At 67.4% G+C, this 16,185-nt stretch carries 9 protein-coding genes and 2 pseudogenes; 5 read left to right on the forward strand and 6 right to left on the reverse strand.

What is annotated here, in order from left to right; translation table 11 throughout:
• Nucleotides 1-115: 115 nt before the first annotated feature.
• Nucleotides 116-3,498, reverse strand: a pseudogene (locus AC1RNC_RS12775) (TonB-dependent receptor).
• A 159-nt stretch (nucleotides 3,499-3,657) separates the two neighbouring features.
• Between AC1RNC_RS12775 and AC1RNC_RS12780 the strand changes: the two are divergent.
• From AC1RNC_RS12780 to AC1RNC_RS12790, 3 genes are read left to right on the forward strand one after another with little or no spacing between them, the layout of a single operon-like run.
• A complete protein-coding gene (locus AC1RNC_RS12780) occupies nucleotides 3,658-5,148 on the forward strand; it encodes an efflux transporter outer membrane subunit (protein ID WP_492886748.1) in 1,491 nt (496 codons plus the stop codon).
• Entirely contained in the window at nucleotides 5,145-6,242 is a 1,098-nt protein-coding gene (locus AC1RNC_RS12785; RefSeq protein ID WP_492886750.1) for an efflux RND transporter periplasmic adaptor subunit, read from the forward strand. The genes AC1RNC_RS12780 and AC1RNC_RS12785 overlap by 4 nt, the downstream gene beginning before the upstream one ends.
• Nucleotides 6,242-9,376, forward strand: coding sequence for an efflux RND transporter permease subunit (locus tag AC1RNC_RS12790; protein WP_492886752.1), 3,135 nt, complete (start codon nucleotides 6,242-6,244; stop codon nucleotides 9,374-9,376). The genes AC1RNC_RS12785 and AC1RNC_RS12790 overlap by 1 nt, the downstream gene beginning before the upstream one ends.
• A 58-nt stretch (nucleotides 9,377-9,434) precedes the next feature.
• On the opposite strand, the gene AC1RNC_RS12795 is transcribed toward AC1RNC_RS12790, so the two are convergent.
• The 5 genes from AC1RNC_RS12795 to rpsL form a co-directional block, all read right to left on the reverse strand.
• Entirely contained in the window at nucleotides 9,435-10,412 is a 978-nt protein-coding gene (locus AC1RNC_RS12795; protein WP_492886754.1) for a sensor histidine kinase, read from the reverse strand.
• 165 nt (nucleotides 10,413-10,577) lie between these two features.
• Nucleotides 10,578-11,768 (reverse strand): elongation factor Tu, encoded by a 1,191-nt coding sequence (tuf, locus tag AC1RNC_RS12800; RefSeq protein ID WP_492835994.1) that lies wholly within the window; start codon nucleotides 11,766-11,768, stop codon nucleotides 10,578-10,580.
• Between the two features lie 118 nt (nucleotides 11,769-11,886).
• Nucleotides 11,887-13,965 carry an elongation factor G gene (gene fusA / locus AC1RNC_RS12805; RefSeq protein WP_492886756.1) on the reverse strand — a complete coding sequence of 693 codons (2,079 nt, stop codon included), beginning with the start codon at nucleotides 13,963-13,965 and terminating at the stop codon, nucleotides 11,887-11,889.
• A gap of 107 nt (nucleotides 13,966-14,072) precedes the next feature.
• Nucleotides 14,073-14,546 carry a 30S ribosomal protein S7 gene (gene rpsG / locus AC1RNC_RS12810; RefSeq protein ID WP_047403744.1) on the reverse strand — a complete coding sequence of 158 codons (474 nt, stop codon included), beginning with the start codon at nucleotides 14,544-14,546 and terminating at the stop codon, nucleotides 14,073-14,075.
• Between the two features lie 13 nt (nucleotides 14,547-14,559).
• Nucleotides 14,560-14,931 carry a 30S ribosomal protein S12 gene (gene rpsL, locus AC1RNC_RS12815; RefSeq protein ID WP_004624021.1) on the reverse strand — a complete coding sequence of 124 codons (372 nt, stop codon included), beginning with the start codon at nucleotides 14,929-14,931 and terminating at the stop codon, nucleotides 14,560-14,562.
• Nucleotides 14,932-14,954: 23 nt separating this feature from the next.
• Here rpsL and AC1RNC_RS12820 point away from each other — a divergent pair.
• Together AC1RNC_RS12820 and AC1RNC_RS12825 are read left to right on the forward strand one after the other, a co-directional pair.
• Nucleotides 14,955-15,202, forward strand: a pseudogene (locus AC1RNC_RS12820) (hypothetical protein).
• A gap of 136 nt (nucleotides 15,203-15,338) precedes the next feature.
• Nucleotides 15,339-16,109: a hypothetical protein gene (locus AC1RNC_RS12825; RefSeq protein ID WP_492886758.1), complete on the forward strand. Its 771-nt coding sequence runs from the start codon at nucleotides 15,339-15,341 to the stop codon at nucleotides 16,107-16,109.
• Nucleotides 16,110-16,185 lie beyond the last annotated feature (76 nt).

Here is a 16,185-nt window from a genome sequence, read left to right on the forward strand (position 1 = left end):
TTCTAACACGACAGATCGACATGTTAAATTACCTCGCAATCGCGACCACAAGAAATCGGCGCGCCCCGCGAAGGGCGCGCCGCAAGTTACCCACGTGCTCGAGGGAGTTCGCGACCTAGAACTTCTTGCGCAGGCCCACCTTGTAGGTGCGGCCCAGCGGGTCGCCGGTGAACGGGTCGTAGCCCAGGTCGAGGCGGGCGTAGGACGGGTCCTTGTCGAACAGGTTGGTGATCGCCAGGGTCGCCGTCGTGTCCCAGGGCAGGAAGACGCGGTAGGCCAGGTCCGTCAGGATCTGCTTCTTGATCGTCTTGCCCGCGCTGACCGTGACGCCCGCGCCGGTGGTGTCCTTGTAGGCGTTGGCCGCGAACGGGGCGGTGCGCTGGTCGGTGTACGAACCGATGTAGTGGACCGACAGCCGCAGGTTATGCGGACCCCGGTTCCATTCGGCGAAGACGTCGCCCTTCCACTTGGGGATCGGCACGACCGTGGTCTGGTAGTTCAGCAGGCCCACGGCGTCGAAGGCCTTCTCCACCGTAATGCCTTCCACGACCGTGGCGCCGACCTTGTATTTCTGGATGTAGGTGGCGTTGCCGCCCAAGGTCAGGTCGCCGCCGGCCACCTCCCTGAACCGGTACTCGGCCGAGAAGTCGAAGCCGGCGTTCTTCACCGGCGCGCCGTTGATGTAGCCGGTGCGCAGGCGGGCGATGCTGGTGGTCGGGGTCCCACAGGCGCCGTTGAAGGTGAAGCGCGACACGAGGCCCGCATAGGCCGGGTTGGCGCAGTTGTTCGCGCCGGCCGCGCCGTTCGGATAGAGCGAGGCGACCATGCCCGCCACCGGCTCGGCGACGATCGGGTTTTTGAAGTCGAAGTAGAAGTAGTCGATGCTGGCCTTGAACTCCCCGGCCTTGAACAGCGTGCCGAAGTTGTAGGTCTTGGCCTTTTCCGGCTTCAGGTTCGGGTTGCCGAAGATGTCGACGGCGCGGAACACGCCCAGGATGCCCTGCAGCGAGGTCACCGAGGTGGTGGTGGTCAGCGGATCCGGCGGCCCCCGGAAGGTCGAGCCGGCCGAGGCGCGGAACGCCAGCCACGGCATGGCCTGCCAGCGCAGCGAGGCCTTGGGGTTGAAGGTCGAGCCGATGCCGTTGCCGTATTTCTCGTAGCGGGCCGCGAACTGGGCCTGGAAGTCGTCGGTGATCGGCACGGACAGCTCGCCGAAGCCGGCCATCACGTCGCTCTGGTTATCGGCCTCGTTGCCGACGCCCAGGAACATGAAGGGGCCGTTGCGGGCCGAGCCTGTGCAGGTGGTCACCCCGAAGTCGGGGGTGTTCACGCACGGATTGATCGCGGCGTTGCTGATGTCGTTGTAGTCGGCCTTGAAATAGGTGCGGCGGTACTGGACGCCGGCGGCCCAGGCGACGTCGCCGCCCGCCAGGGTGATGCTGGTCTTGCCGTTCAGCACCGCCTCGCCGACGAACAGGCGCGAGGACTGCTTGGTCGACAGCTTCTTGAAGAACCAGTCGACCAGATCCTTGTTGTTCTGAAGCGTCGCGTTGTAGCCGGGATTGGCCACGCCGGTGATCACGTTGGACGGGATCGCGCTGGCGAAGGGGTTGTAATACATGCAGCCGCCGACGCCCGGCGTGCCCTGGATGCCCGGGGTCGTGGGATTGCTGTCGCACAGCGGACCGCCCAGCCCCTGCAAGGCCAGGGCGAAACGGTTGACCAGGGTGTCGTAGCCGGTGCGGATGCCGACTTCCTGCGAGTAGGTCAGGGCGATGTCCCAGCCGACGCCGTTCTCGAACTCGCCCGACAGGTCGCCCGACACGCGGAAGGCGTCGAACGAGCGCGAGCCGATCGAGGGGCCGTAGCCGAACTTCGGATTGCCGCCGATGCCGAAAGGCCGGTTGGCCACGTCCAGCGCCCCGCCGGCGAAGATCGCGCCCGGCGCGGTGGAGGTCGCGCCCGTCGCCAGGCTGGTCAGCTGCACCGTCGGATTGGCGGCGATGAAGGCCGCGAGCCCCGGATTGCTCGCCGGCACGAAGTAGCGGCCGGTCAGGGCCGCGATCGGCGCCACTTCCGCCGTCGGCACGGCGAGCGCCGCGTAGGACGGCGAGGTGTTCCAGTCGGGCACGTCGGTGTGGGCGTACAGCACCTCGGCGTGGAACTTGGTCTTGGCCGACAGGTCGGTATTGACCTCGGCATAGGCCTGAACCGCGTTGGACTTCTCCACGAGGTTGTCGAACGGCGTGTAGTGCCAGTAGCAGACCGGCGTCAGGCCGCTGAAACCGGCGTAGCCGCCCAGGCCCGAGCAGCCCGGATCGCGCATGCCGCTGGAGGTGCTGGCCAGGGGAATGAAGGTCGAGGGGTTGCCCGCCGCCGACCATCCCGCCTCGGGGTTTGAGAGGTATGACTTGTTGGCCCAGTCGCGGTCGGCGACCGACAGCTTGGAACGGTGCTGCCAGCCCACGCTGGCCAGGACGTTGCCGTTGTCCCAGGTCTGGCCCCAGGTGAGGCTGCCGCCGTAGTCGCCCTTCGAGCCGTCGATGTGACGGTAGTCGGCGGCCACTTCCAGGCCGTTGAAATTCTTCTTGGTGATGAAGTTGACGACGCCGGCGATGGCGTCCGAGCCGTAGGTCGCCGCGGCGCCGTCCTTCAGCACCTCCAGGCGGCCGATGGCGGCGGCGGGAATGATGTTGGTGTCGACGATGCCCGCTCCGGCCGCGCCGAACGGGTTGATCGCCAGGCGACGGCCGTTCAGCAGCACCAGGGTGCGCTGCGAGCCCAGGCCCCGCAGGTTGACCGAGCCCGAGCCCTCCGAGCCCTGGGCCCGGCTGTCGAACTGGTTGGTGTCGCCCAGCACGCCATTGGAGATCGAGAGGGCCTTCAGCAGCTCGACCGTCGAGGGCGAACCGCGCTTCTGGAGTTCCTCGGCGCTAACGACGTCGACCGGCAGCGCGGCGTCCTCGGGCGTTCCCCGGATGAAGGAGCCGGTGACGACGACTTCTTCGACCTCGGTCGGCGTGTCGTTGGGTTTCTGCTGGGCGGCCGCCGCGCCCGCCATGCCGCTCGTCAGGGCGAAGGCCAGCGCGAGGCAGGAGCCTCCGCGCAGGAAGCTGGTTCGTCTCATGATTTCCCTCCCTCGATTGTTTTTGATGGGCCGATCGTCTGCGCGATGCCCTGGTGGGTATTGGGGTCGTTCAGCTGGGCGGTGGTCTCCCGAATTCGGCGCGCGCGGCCGCCCGCGCGCCAAAGCCCGCGCGCCGCGAAGTGCGTTCTTTTTCGAAACTTGGTGATGCGCCTTCTGGAGCCGACAAGCCTTGGTTCCCCTGGAGGCCGGACACTTGAAAAGCCACGCGTACTGCGCCGGTTTCAGTAACCGTCACGGATGCCGAAAAATGATCTCGAACATCTGTTTCGATGATGCGGTATGTTTTTGCCCCACGTCAACCGCCCGCCGCACGGGATCGCTTCGGCGCGTCGACACGTCGCACCAACCATCGGTATGGCCGCGCAAGGCTCCAAGGACGCGTGCGCCGCAACATAAGCTTCGCTAAAGCGTTGGGCTGGGACTTTCCCACCGGCGCGGGGGCGCCTAAGTGGGAAACCATTGGTCGCCAAGTCCCGCCCGCAGGGCGAGAACAATCGGATTCGAACTCTATGCGTTTCGCCAAGACCGGCGCTTCCAGGCGTCCAGGCCGGCCTTCCATTCTGCTCGTCTCGACAGTCGTGCTCGTCGGCGCCGGTCTGTCGGCCTGCACCACCCCCGCGCGCCGGGCCGACGTCAAACTGCCGTCCGCCTTCGAGGCGCCGGCGGGATCGCCGCTGGCCTCTCAGGCTCTGGATCAGTGGTGGACCGCCTTCAACGATCCGGTCTTGAACGATCTGATCACCACGGCCCTGGCCCAGGCTCCCGATGCGCGCCTGGCCTCCGCCCGGCTGGAAGAGGCTCGCGCCGTGCGCGAGGGCCAGATCCGCCAGATCTACATCCCGCAGACCCCGCTGACCGGCTCGGCCAAGCGCACCGACACCCACATCATCGACCAGAGCGGCGCGGGCGGCTTCACCCAGGGCGGGGTCAGCAAGACCTATTCGGCCGAGTTCGACGTCTCCTGGGAGCTGGACCTGATCGGCCGGCGCAGCGCCGCCCGCCGCGTGGTCGACAACGACCTGGCCGCCGCCCGCTTCGCTTACGAAGGCGCCCGCGCCGCGCTGGCGGCCAATGTCGCCCAGTCCTACTTCGAGGCGCGCGGCTACGCCGTGCAGTTGGAGGACGCCCGCGCCAACGCCACCATCGCCAAGAACCTGTTCAAGGTCTCCGACGAGAAGGGCCGCCGGGGCCTGTCCGCCACCTCCGAAGGCGACCGCACGGCCGCCGACCTGGCCCAGGCCCAGGCCCAGGTCGCCCAGCTGGAAGCCCAACTTCAGGCCTCGCGCCGCAGCCTGCTGATCCTGGTCGGCAAGGGCGTCGATCCGCTGGCCAGCCTGCCGGTCGAACCGATCCTGGCCAAGGCCCCGCCGGTCCCGGCCGCCGCCCCGGCCGAGCTGCTGGCCCGCCGCCCCGACATCCGCGAGGCGGCCGCCCGCCTGGCCTCGGCCTCGGGCAATCTGAACATCAGCGAGCTGGCCCTGTTCCCAACCCTGACCCTGACGCCGGGCGTCGGGATCTCCAAGGCGATCAACCCCAGCTTCCTGCAGGCCGGCTCGTCGGTCTCGACCACCAGCTCGGCCTGGACCCTTGGGGCGAACCTGTCGATCCCGGTGCTGAACATTCCCAAGCTGATGTCCGACATCAAGGTCAGCGGCGCCCGGGTGGAGCAGGCCGCCGTGACCTACGAACAGACCGTCCAGAAGGCTTTCGGCGAGACCGAGAGCGCCCTGGTGCAACAGGACGCCGACGAGCGTCGCGTCACCCTGCTGGCCGCCGGCGAACGCCGCGCCGCCGTGGCCTATGAGGCCAGCCGCAAGGGCTACGCCATGGGCCTGACCGACCTGACCACGGCCTTGCAGGCCGAGCAGTCCTGGCGTGGAGCCCGCACGGCCCTGACCGGGGCCCAGACCCAGGCGCTGCAACGCGCCGTCCAGACCTACAAGGCGCTCGGCGGCGGTTGGTCGCCCGCGTCTATTCCCAGCAAGCCTTCCGCCCAATGAGACCCGCCCCGATGACGACCCGCTCTCCGATCGCCACCGCCCTGGTCTGCGGCGCCCTGCTTGTCGCGGGAACCGGCCTCACCGCCTGTGGCGGCAAGAAGGACAAGGAAGCCCCCGCCAAGACCGCCGCCGCCCAGGCGCGCACGGTCAGCATCGGCAGCGTCGAGACCCGGCCGCTGGGCGGCGGGGTCGAGGCCTCGGGCCTGCTGGTCTCGCGCGAGGAGGCCGCCGTCGGCTCGGAGCTGACCGGCTACCGCGTCGCGCGCCTCTATGCCGACGAGGGCGACTGGGTCCGCGCCGGCCAGCCCCTGGTCCAGCTGGACGACACCCTGTTGCGGGCCCAGGTCGAGCAGCAGGCCGCCGTCACAGCCCAGGCCAAGGCCGAAGCGGCTCGGGTGTCCGGCCTCGACGGCCAGGGGATCCTGTCCCAGGAGCAGATCGAGACCCGCCGCTACCAGGCCAAGGCCCAGGAGGCGGCGCTGAAGGAGTTGCGCACTCGCGCCGCGCGCATGACCATCACCTCGCCCGTCAGCGGCCGGGTGCTGTCGCGCGGCGTGCAGCCGGGCCAGATCGCCGGCGGCGGGACGACTCCGTGGTTCACCATCGCCCGCGACGGCCTGGTCGAGCTGGACGCCGAGGTCAACGAAGCCGACCTGGCCGGCATCCGCGAGGGCCAGGCGGCTCAAGTGTCCCTGCCCGGCGGCCAGTCGATCTCGGGCGTCGTGCGCCTGATCAGCCCGCGCGTCGATAGCGGGAGCCGCCTGGGCAAGGTGCGCGTGCGCCTGCCCGTGCGCCCCGACCTGCGTCCCGGCGGCTTCGGCCGCGCCACCTTTGGGGCCTCGGGCGCAGCGGTGACCGCCATCCCGGAATCGGCCATCCGCTATGAGGCCGACGGCCTGTTCGTGATGACGGTCGACGGCGACAACCGCGCCCACATGGTCGGCGTGAAGGTCGGCCGGAAGGGCGGCGGCTGGGCTCAGCTGGTCCAGGGCCCTCCCGCCGGCACGCGCATCGTCCTGGGCGGCGCGTCCTTCGTCACCGACGGCGACGTGGTGCGCCCCGCCCCCGCTTCGGCCCAGCAGGCGGCCCGCTGATGGCCGCTGAACAAAAGCCCGGACACAAGACCGGCGAACTGCGGGTCTCCGCCTGGGCGATCAAGAACCCGATCCCGGTGGCGGTGGTGTTCATCGCCCTGATGATCGCCGGCATCGGCTGCTATCTGGGCCTGCCGATCAAGCAGTTCCCGAACGTCGAGTTCCCGGCCGTGACCGTGACGGTCACCCAGAGCGGGGCCGCGCCCGGCGAGATGGAGACCCAGGTCACCCGCCCCATCGAGGACGCGGTGGCCAGCATCTCCAACGTCAAGACCATCCGCTCGTCGGTGGTCCAGGGCGCCTCGACCACCACGATCGAGTTCAATCTCGGCGAGGACCTGCAGAAGGTCACCGACGAGGTGCGCTCCAAGGTCGACCAGACCCGCTCGCTGCTGCCCCGCGAGGTCGACGAGCCGATCGTCCAGCGGCTGGAGATCACCAGCGCCCCGATCATCACCTACGCCGTCTCGGCCCCGAACATGAGTTCGACCGAGCTGTCGTGGTTCATCGACGACACGGTCACCCGCGCCCTGCAGGGCGAAAAGGGCGTGGCCCAGGTGGCCCGCGTCGGCGGCGTCGATCGCGAGATCAATGTCATCCTCGACCCGGACCGCATGGCCTCGTTCGGGGTCACAGCGCCCCAGTTGAACCAGGCTCTGGCCAGCTTCAGCGTCGACGCCCCCGGCGGTCGCGCCAATGTCGGCGGTCGCGAGCAGACCCTGCGCGTGCTGGGCGCGGCGACCACGGTCGAGCAACTGCGCCAGATCACCATCCCGATCGCCGGCGGCCGCTACGTCAAGCTGACCGACGTGGCCCAGGTGGGCGAAGGCTCGGAAGAGCAGCGCGGCTTCGCCCGCCTGGACGGCCGGCCGGTCGTCGCCTTCCAGGTGATGAAGACCCGCGACTCCAGTGACGTCGCCGTCGAGGACAACGTCAAGAAGGCCATCGACGCCCTCGCTCAAAAGCAGGCCGGCGTGTCGTTCGTGAAGATCTTCTCGACCGTCGACGAGACCCGCGCCAGCTTCGCGGCCACCGAGCACACCCTGCTGGAAGGCATGCTGCTGGCCTCGCTGGTGGTGTTCCTGTTCCTGCGCGAGTGGCGCGCCACCCTGATCACCGCCATCGCCATGCCGGTGTCGCTGGTGCCCACCTTCGCCTTCATGGCGATCATGGGCTTCTCTCTGAACGTCGTGACCCTGCTGGCCCTGACCCTGGTCATCGGCATCCTGGTCGACGACGCCGTGGTCGAGATCGAGAACATCGAAAAGCGCGTCGCCCGGGGGCAGAGGCCCTACCACGCCGCGATCGAGGGCGCCGACGCTATCGGCCTGGCGGTCGTGGCCACCACCTTCACCATCGTGGCGGTGTTCGTGCCGGTGTCCTACATGCCCGGCACGCCCGGCCAGTTCTTCAAGGAATTCGGCCTGACGGTGGCCGTGGCCGTGCTGTTCTCGCTGGTCGTCGCCCGCCTGCTGACCCCGCTGCTGGCCGCCTATTTCCTCAAGCCCGCCAAGACCCCGCATCCGCGCAAGGACTTCAAGGGCTTCTATCGCGGCGTGCTGGACTGGTCGCTGGATCACCGGATCCTGGCCTGCGCCATCGGCGGCCTGATCTTCATCGGCTCGATCATGCTGGCGGGCCTCCTGCCCACCGCCTTCCAGCCGGCGGCCAACAACAACTACTACTATCTGAAGGTCCAGGGGCCGCCCGGCGCCACCGTGGCCGACATGGAGCGCACGGTTCAATCGGTGACGACCATGTTCCGCAAGCGCCCGGAAGTGGCCCACGTCTTCGCCCAGGTCGGTTCGAACATCGGCAGCGGCTGGGGCGGCCAGAGCGGCGCCGACATCCGCGACGCCACCATCACCATCGTGCTGAACGGCGATCGCAAGCAGACGGTCACCGAGATCAAGCAGGAGGTCCGCAACGGCCTGCACGACATTCCCGACGCCCGGGTGAACCTGCTGGGCGACTGGGGGACGTCGGAGGTCCAGACCATCCTGATCTCCGAGGACGGCCCGCTGCTGGAACGCACCGCCGCCCAGATCGAGCGCGAGATGCAGAAGCTCTCCACCGTCGCCGATCCGCGTCCGTCGTCCCCGCCCAGCGGCCCGGAGATCCTTATCCGGCCCAAGGCCGACGAGGCCGCGCGCCTCGGCGTCAATTCGGCCGACATCGCCGCCATCGCCCGCGTGGCCACGGTCGGCGACATCGACGCCAACGTCGCCAAGATGACCCAGGGCGAGCGGCGGATCCCGATCCGCGTGCGCCTGCCGGCCGACAGCCGTCGCGACCTCGACGCCCTGGGCGCCCTGCGCATCCCGACCGCCAGCGGCGGCACGACGCGCCTCGACACCGTCGCCGACCTGTCGTTCCAGGCCGGGCCGGCCAAGATCGACCGCTTCGCCCGCAAGCGGCAGGTGACCATCGAGGCCGACCTCAACAACGGCGCCCAGCTGGGCCAGGCGATGACGGACGTCGCCAAGCTGCCGACCATGGCGAAGCTGCCCGAGGGCGTCGGCCCGGCCTCGGCCGGCGACCAGGAGGCCTTCGTGGAGCTGTTCACCGGCTTCGCGGTGGCGCTGCTGTCGGCGGTGGGCCTGGTGTTCGGCGTGCTGGTGCTGCTGTTCCGCAGCTTCTTCAAGCCGATCACCATCCTGTCGGCCCTGCCGCTGGCGATCGGCGGCGCGTTCTTCGCCCTGCTGGTCACCGGCCAGTCACTGTCGATGCCGTCGCTGATCGGCTTCCTGATGCTGATGGGCCTGGCGGCCAAGAACTCGATCCTGCTGGTCGAGTACGCCATCGAGCAGGAGCGCGACGGCATGAGCCAGCGCGAGGCCATTCTCGACGCCTGCCACGAGCGGGCCCGGCCGATCGTCATGACCACCCTGGCCATGATGGCCGGCATGCTGCCGACCGCCATGGGCATCGGCACCGGCTCGGAGTTCCGCCAGCCCATGGCCGTGGCCGTGATCGGCGGCCTGATCACCTCGACCGTGCTGTCGCTGGTGTTGGTGCCTGTGGTCTACGAGATCGTCGACGACATCGAGATGTGGCTGAGGCCGAAGCTGTCCCGCGTGGTCACCCCGCGCGAGGCTGCGGAGGGCCAGACGGCTCGGGCGGATCGGCTGTAGCGGAGACCACGCGAACTTCCCTCTCCTCCCCCTTTGGTGGAGGAGAGGCTCCAGCCCCCTACTCCGCCCTTGGCGCGTAGCTCAGCCGGCACACGGTCCACGCCCCCTCGCGCGCCATCTCGAACTTGCCGTTCAGCTGTTGGGCCATGGCGCGGACGATGCGCAGGCCGAGACTCCTGGAGTCGGCCGGATCGAAGCCGTCGGGCGGGCCGGCCCCGTCGTCGCGGACCGTCAGGACGTGGATGTCGCCGGACTGGTCGAGATCGACACGCACCTGTCCCGAGCGGGCTTCCCCGAAGCCGTGCTCCAGCGCGTTGTTGAAGCTCTCCAGCATGACCAGGGTGACCGGCGTGGACTGGTCGGGGTGCAGCGGCTGGTCGCCGCCCTCGATGGTCAGGACGACCTTCGCGCCAGCCGCCTGCGAGGCCTCGTTCAGGACGACCTCGGCGAAGGCGCGGAAGGGCGCGGGCTCGCCGACGGCGGTGTGCAGCTCTCGCTGGATGCTGGCGATCAAGGCGATCCGGCCGCCGGCCTCGTTCAGGGCGTGGCGGGCGTCCTCGTCGGCCATGCCGGCGGCCTGCAGCCGCAGCAGCGAGCCCACGACCTGGATGTTGTTGCTGACCCGATGGTGCAGCTCGCGATACAGCAGGTCCCGGCTCTCGGCCAAGGCGGCGTAGCGCGCCCGCTCCTCCTCCAGCTGACGCAGCGCCCGGCGCATGCCGTCGATGAAGAAGATGTCGATCACCACCACGAAAGCGTAGAACGCCAGGGCCACGCTGGTCGAAAAGTTGATGTGGAACGTGCGGTACGGCGGGATGAAATAGTACCAGGCCGCCACGCCGGACAGGACCGCGCAAAGGATCGCCGGCCGCAGGCCCGCGAAATAGGCGGTGATGACCACGGCCGGAAAGAAGGTCAGATAGGGAAAGCCGGGCGGGAACCAGTCGTTCAGCGTCAGGCGCAGCGCCCAGGCCGCCAGGGCCGCGAGCACCGCGAACCCGTAGCCCGCCGGCTTGCCGCGAATGAACGCTCCCATCGCCAAGCCCCCTGCTGACGGCCCCGGATGCGGCAAAGCTCGCGGCGCGTCAAGCAACGACCCGACACAGGGGCCTCTTCGCCCACCGACCCAAGCAAAAGGCCCCGGAGATCGCTCTCCGGGGCCTTCGCTTAGATCAGTTCAGCTGTCGCTGAGATCGGTCGATTACTCGACGATCTTCGCGACCACGCCGGCGCCGACCGTGCGGCCGCCTTCGCGGATGGCGAAGCGCAGGCCTTGGTCCATGGCGATCGGGGTGATCAGCTCGACGTCCAGCTCGGCGTTGTCGCCCGGCATGATCATTTCCACGCCTTCCTTCAGCTTGATGATGCCGGTGACATCGGTCGTGCGGAAGTAGAACTGCGGACGGTAGTTGGTGAAGAATGGGGTGTGACGGCCGCCTTCTTCCTTGTTCAGGATGTAGGCCTCGGCCACGAACTTGGTGTGCGGGGTGATCGAACCCGGCTTGCAGAGCACTTGGCCGCGCTCGACGTCTTCACGCTTGGTGCCGCGCAGCAGCACGCCCACGTTGTCGCCGGCTTGACCTTGGTCCAGCAGCTTGCGGAACATTTCGACGCCCGTGCAGGTCGTCTTCTGGACCGGACGGATGCCGACGATCTCGACTTCCTCGCCGACCTTCACGACGCCCTTTTCGATACGGCCCGTGACCACGGTGCCGCGGCCCGAGATCGAGAACACGTCTTCGACCGGCATCAGGAACGGCAGGTCAACGGGGCGTTCCGGCTGCGGGATGTAGGCGTCGACCTGGGTCATCAGTTCGTTGATGCGGTCTTCGCCGATGGCCGGATCACGGCCTTCGACGGCGGCCAGGGCCGAACCCTTGACGATCGGGATATCGTCGCCCGGGAACTGGTACGAGCTGAGCAGCTCGCGCACTTCCATTTCGACGAGCTCCAGCAGCTCTTCGTCGTCGACCATGTCGACCTTGTTCATGAACACGACCAGAGCCGGCACGCCGACCTGACGGGCCAGCAGGATGTGCTCGCGGGTCTGCGGCATCGGGCCGTCGGCGGCCGACACGACCAGGATCGCGCCGTCCATCTGGGCCGCGCCCGTGATCATGTTCTTCACGTAGTCGGCGTGGCCGGGGCAGTCGACGTGCGCGTAGTGACGGTTGGCCGTCTCATACTCGACGTGCGCGGTGTTGATCGTGATGCCGCGGGCCTTTTCTTCCGGCGCGGCGTCGATGTCGGCGTAGTTCTTGGCGGTCGCGCCGCCCGTCTTCGCCAGCGTGATCGTGATCGCCGCCGTCAGCGTCGTCTTGCCATGGTCAACGTGACCAATGGTGCCGATGTTGCAGTGCGGCTTAGTGCGTTCGAACTTTTCCTTGGCCATCTTCTTAGCTCCAGGACCCCAGAGGGGCCTTCAAAATAGGTGGGACTTCTGGGGTGTTGGCGAGAGGGTTCCAAGGAACCCTCTCGATCTCTAACCCACGCTTTTCGTTGAGAAAAGCTTAGGCGTACTTCTTGATCACTTCGTCGGCGACGTGTTGCGGCACCGGATCGTAGTGGTCGTAGACCATGCTGAACTGGGCGCGGCCTTGCGACATGCCCCGCAGGGTGTTCACGTAGCCGAACATGTTGGCCAGCGGCACGTAGGCGTTCACGACAGTCGCGTTACCGCGCATGTCCTGACCCTGGATCATGCCACGGCGGCTGTTCAGATCGCCGATGACCGAGCCCAGGTATTCTTCCGGCGTCACGACCTCGACCTTCATGATCGGCTCGAGCAGCTTCGGAGCGCCCTTTTCGCGCAGCTCCTTGAAGGCGGCGCGCGAGGCGATTTCGAAGGCCAGGACCGACGAGTCGACGTCGTGGAACTTGCCGTCCGTCAGGGTCGCCTTGAAGTCGATCAGCGGGAAGCCGGCCAGCAGGCCGTTGTCCTTGACCGATTCCAGGCCCTTCTGGACGCCGGGGATGTATTCCTTCGGCACCGCGCCGCCGACGATCGCGTTTTCGAACACGAAGCCCGAACCCGGCTCGCCCGGTTCGAAGGTGATCATGACGCGGGCGAACTGGCCCGTGCCACCGGTCTGCTTCTTGTGCGTGTAGTCGATGTCGACCTTGCGGCCCAGCGATTCACGATAGGCCACCTGCGGCGCGCCGATGTTGGCTTCGACCTTGTAGGTGCGCTTCAGGATGTCGATCTTGATGTCGAGGTGCAGTTCGCCCATGCCCTTCAGGATCGTCTGGCCCGACTCGAAGTCGGTCGAGACGGTGAAGGACGGATCCTCGGCGGCCAGCTTCTGCAGGGCGACGCCCAGCTTCTCCTGGTCGGCCTTCGACTTGGGCTCGACGGCGATCTCGATGACCGGGGCCGGGAATTCCATGCGCTCGAGGATGACCGGCGACTTCAGCGGATCGCACAGGGTGTCACCCGTGCGGGTTTCCTTCAGGCCGGCCAGGGCGACGATGTCGCCGGCATAGGCCTCCTTGATGTCTTCGCGGTTGTTCGAGTGCATCAGCAGCATGCGGCCGACGCGCTCGCGCTTGTCGCGCGTGGCGTTCAGCAGCGACATGCCGGTTTCCAGCTTGCCCGAATAGATGCGGCAGAAGGTCAGCGAACCGACGAAGGGGTCGTCCATGATCTTGAACGCCAGAACCGACAGCGGCTCTTCGTCCGAGGCGTGACGCACGACTTCTTCTTCGGTCTTGAAGTCGATGCCCTTGGTCGGCGGGATGTCCAGCGGCGACGGCAGGTAGTCGACGACGGCGTCCAGCAGCGTCTGCACGCCCTTGTTCTTGAAGGCCGAGCCGCAGAGGATCGGATAGAAGGCGCCGGTCAGAACGGCCTTGCGCAGGCACTTCTTGATCGTGGCTTCCGAGGGCTCTTCGCCGCCCAGATAGGCTTCCATCGCTTCGTCGTCGAGTTCGACGGCGTTCTCGACCAGATAGGCGCGGGCTTCGATCGCCTTGTCCATCAGGTCGGCGGGGATTTCCTCGTCGCGGAAGTTCGCGCCCAGGGCGTCGTTGTCCCAGACCACGGCCTTCATGCGGACCAAGTCCACGAGGCCCTTCAGGTTCGTTTCCGAACCGATCGGGAATTGGATCGGCACGGCCTTGGCGCCCAGACGGTCACGGATCGATTCCACCGACTTGTCGAAGTCGGCGCCGATCTTGTCCATCTTGTTGACGAAGACGATGCGCGGAACCTTGTACTTGTCGGCCTGACGCCAGACGGTTTCCGTCTGCGGCTCGACGCCGGCGTTGCCGTCCAGCACCGTCACGGCGCCGTCGAGCACGCGCAACGAGCGTTCGACTTCGATGGTGAAGTCGACGTGCCCGGGGGTGTCGATGATGTTCAGACGCTTGCCGTTCCAGAAAGCGGTCGTCGCGGCCGACGTGATCGTAATGCCGCGTTCCTGCTCCTGCTCCATCCAGTCCATGGTGGCCGCGCCATCGTGGACTTCGCCGATCTTGTGCGACTTACCCGTGTAATACAGGATCCGCTCGGTCGTCGTGGTCTTACCGGCGTCGATGTGCGCCATGATGCCGAAGTTACGGTAATCTTCGATTTTATGCTGGCGGGCCATGATGAAGCTCTGCGTAGCGCTGCGGTGAGGCAGGGACATTTAAACGTGCGGCGCGGGCGGTTTATCGCAAACCACCCGCGCCTGAAAGAGTGCTGGTCGCGAAAAGCTTACCAGCGATAGTGCGAGAACGCCCGGTTGGCTTCAGCCATCTTGTGGGTGTCTTCGCGCTTCTTCACGGCGGTGCCGCGGTTGTTCGAAGCGTCGAGCAGCTCACCAGCCAGCTTTTCGGTCATGGTGTTTTCACCGCGCTTGCGAGCGGCGGTCACCAGCCAACGGATGGCCAGGGCGCGGCGACGGTCCGGACGGACTTCAACCGGCACTTGGTAGGTGGCGCCGCCAACGCGACGCGACCGGACTTCGATCGCCGGGGCGACGTTGTCCAGAGCGGAGTGGAAGGTCTCAAGCGGACCTTGGTCCTTGCGCTTGGATTCCAGGATGTCGAAAGCACCATAGATGATGTTTTCGGCGACGGCTTTTTTGCCCTCGTACATCACGTAGTTCATGAACTTCGTGACGATCAGGTCCCCAAACTTGGGATCCGGCAGGACTTGGCGTTTCTCGGCGCGACGGCGGCGGGACATCTTCTTCTATTCCTTACTTCGGACGCTTGGCGCCGTAGAGCGAACGACGCTGCTTACGATCCTTGACACCTTGGGTGTCGAGGACGCCGCGCAGGATGTGATAACGGACGCCGGGCAAATCCTTGACGCGGCCGCCGCGGATGAGCACCACCGAGTGCTCCTGCAGGTTGTGACCTTCGCCCGGGATGTAGCACACGGCTTCGATGCCGGTGGTCAGACGGACCTTGGCGACCTTACGCAGAGCCGAGTTAGGCTTCTTCGGGGTCGTGGTGTAGACGCGCGTGCAAACGCCGCGACGTTGGGGGCAGCCCTTCAGGGCGGGCACCTTGTTCCGGACCGGCTTCGGGGAGCGCGGCTTACGGATGAGCTGGTTAATGGTAGGCATTAAGTCTCTGCTCTGATGGAAGCGTGTGCCTTTCGGCCGGGGCGCTTCAGGTCCTTGTCTTTGTTGTTCTTGGTTCAAGGCTCCGCTTGGAGACCCGATAAACACGAAACTCGCCGGGGCGCGGGAAGCACACCGGCGGGTTCTCCGCTCACGAGGAGAGGAAGCTCATCGGAACGGACGCGAACGACCGCCTCGAAAAAGAGCGCGGTATTTACTCGCGAAGGGGCTCAACGTCAACCGCCTGTTCCCGCGCCGGTTAACGCCGCCTTAAGCCGCCCGCCAAGGTCAAGATTTCGCCACCGCAAGCTGTGCAGGCTCGCGTCGGGATGGAGCGCCTTGTCTCGCCGGCCTCGCGCACCACGTGGGGAGGGCGGAGGCAAGGCTGGGGAGGCCGGGTGAGGGTCAGCGTGAGGCGCAGCAGGGACAATCTACGCCGGGCGACGATTCTCGCCGGATCGTTGCTGCTGCACGTGGCGCTGCTGGCCTGGCTGGCGATTCCCGCGCGGCCCCTGCTGGAAAACATGGTCGCCGAGGACCTGTCGGTGATGACGCTGGACCTGCAGCGGCCCGTTCCCGAGGCGCGTCCGGAGCCCCGCCCCGCGCCGGCCTCGGCGGCGACCGCGGCGCCCTCGCCCACCCTGCCTTTCCAGGTGCGCGCGCCGGCGCGAACCGCCCCGGCCGGCGTTCCGGTCCTGTCGGTTCCCGCCACGGGAATCGCCCGGCCTGGGACCGCGATCCGTCCCGCGCCGCTGCCGGGCGAAGGCGCCGGCGACCTGCGCACGGCCCTGCGGGGCAGCGCCACGGGCTGCGTCAGCGCCGACGCCGTCGGCCTGAACCGCCGCGAGCGCGAGAAATGCGACGAGCGCTTCGGCGCCGCTCCGCCGCGCGGGACCTATGCCGGCCCGATGAACGCGGCCAAGGCCCGCGAATTCGAGGCCCAATCGATCATGCAGGAGCTGGCCCGCAAGTTCGACGAAGCGCCGATGGGTCCCGGCGTCGACCATCGCAGCAAGGACCAGCCCGGGACGATGAAGGAGATCCCCTTCGTGCTCGGCGCCGAGCAGGACGGCCTGGGCCGCACCCGCAACGCCCAGCAGCAGCGCCTCAAGCAGCTGCGCGACTACGACAAGGCCGACGCCCGCGAGAAGCAGCGCTCGCGCGACAACGACCAGCGCTGAAAGAGGGGCGCTAAAAAGGGGTTTCCTCCGTACGCCCCCGGAATACCCTCACCGCCAGGTTGGCGCGCGGGCTCAA

This window comes from Caulobacter sp. GW822-FHT01G02 (genome assembly GCF_058802865.1).

Bases quoted from the DNA above. Each gene is read 5' to 3' on its own strand.
- AC1RNC_RS12780 (WP_492886748.1), top strand. From the start codon at position 3,658: ATGCGTTTCGCCAAGACCGGCGCTTCCAGGCGTCCAGGCCGGCCTTCC.
- AC1RNC_RS12785 (WP_492886750.1), top strand. From the start codon at position 5,145: ATGAGACCCGCCCCGATGACGACCCGCTCTCCGATCGCCACCGCCCTG.
- AC1RNC_RS12790 (WP_492886752.1), top strand. From the start codon at position 6,242: ATGGCCGCTGAACAAAAGCCCGGACACAAGACCGGCGAACTGCGGGTC.
- AC1RNC_RS12795 (WP_492886754.1), bottom strand. From the start codon at position 10,412: ATGGGAGCGTTCATTCGCGGCAAGCCGGCGGGCTACGGGTTCGCGGTG.
- tuf (WP_492835994.1), bottom strand. From the start codon at position 11,768: ATGGCCAAGGAAAAGTTCGAACGCACTAAGCCGCACTGCAACATCGGC.
- fusA (WP_492886756.1), bottom strand. From the start codon at position 13,965: ATGGCCCGCCAGCATAAAATCGAAGATTACCGTAACTTCGGCATCATG.
- rpsG (WP_047403744.1), bottom strand. From the start codon at position 14,546: ATGTCCCGCCGCCGTCGCGCCGAGAAACGCCAAGTCCTGCCGGATCCC.
- rpsL (WP_004624021.1), bottom strand. From the start codon at position 14,931: ATGCCTACCATTAACCAGCTCATCCGTAAGCCGCGCTCCCCGAAGCCG.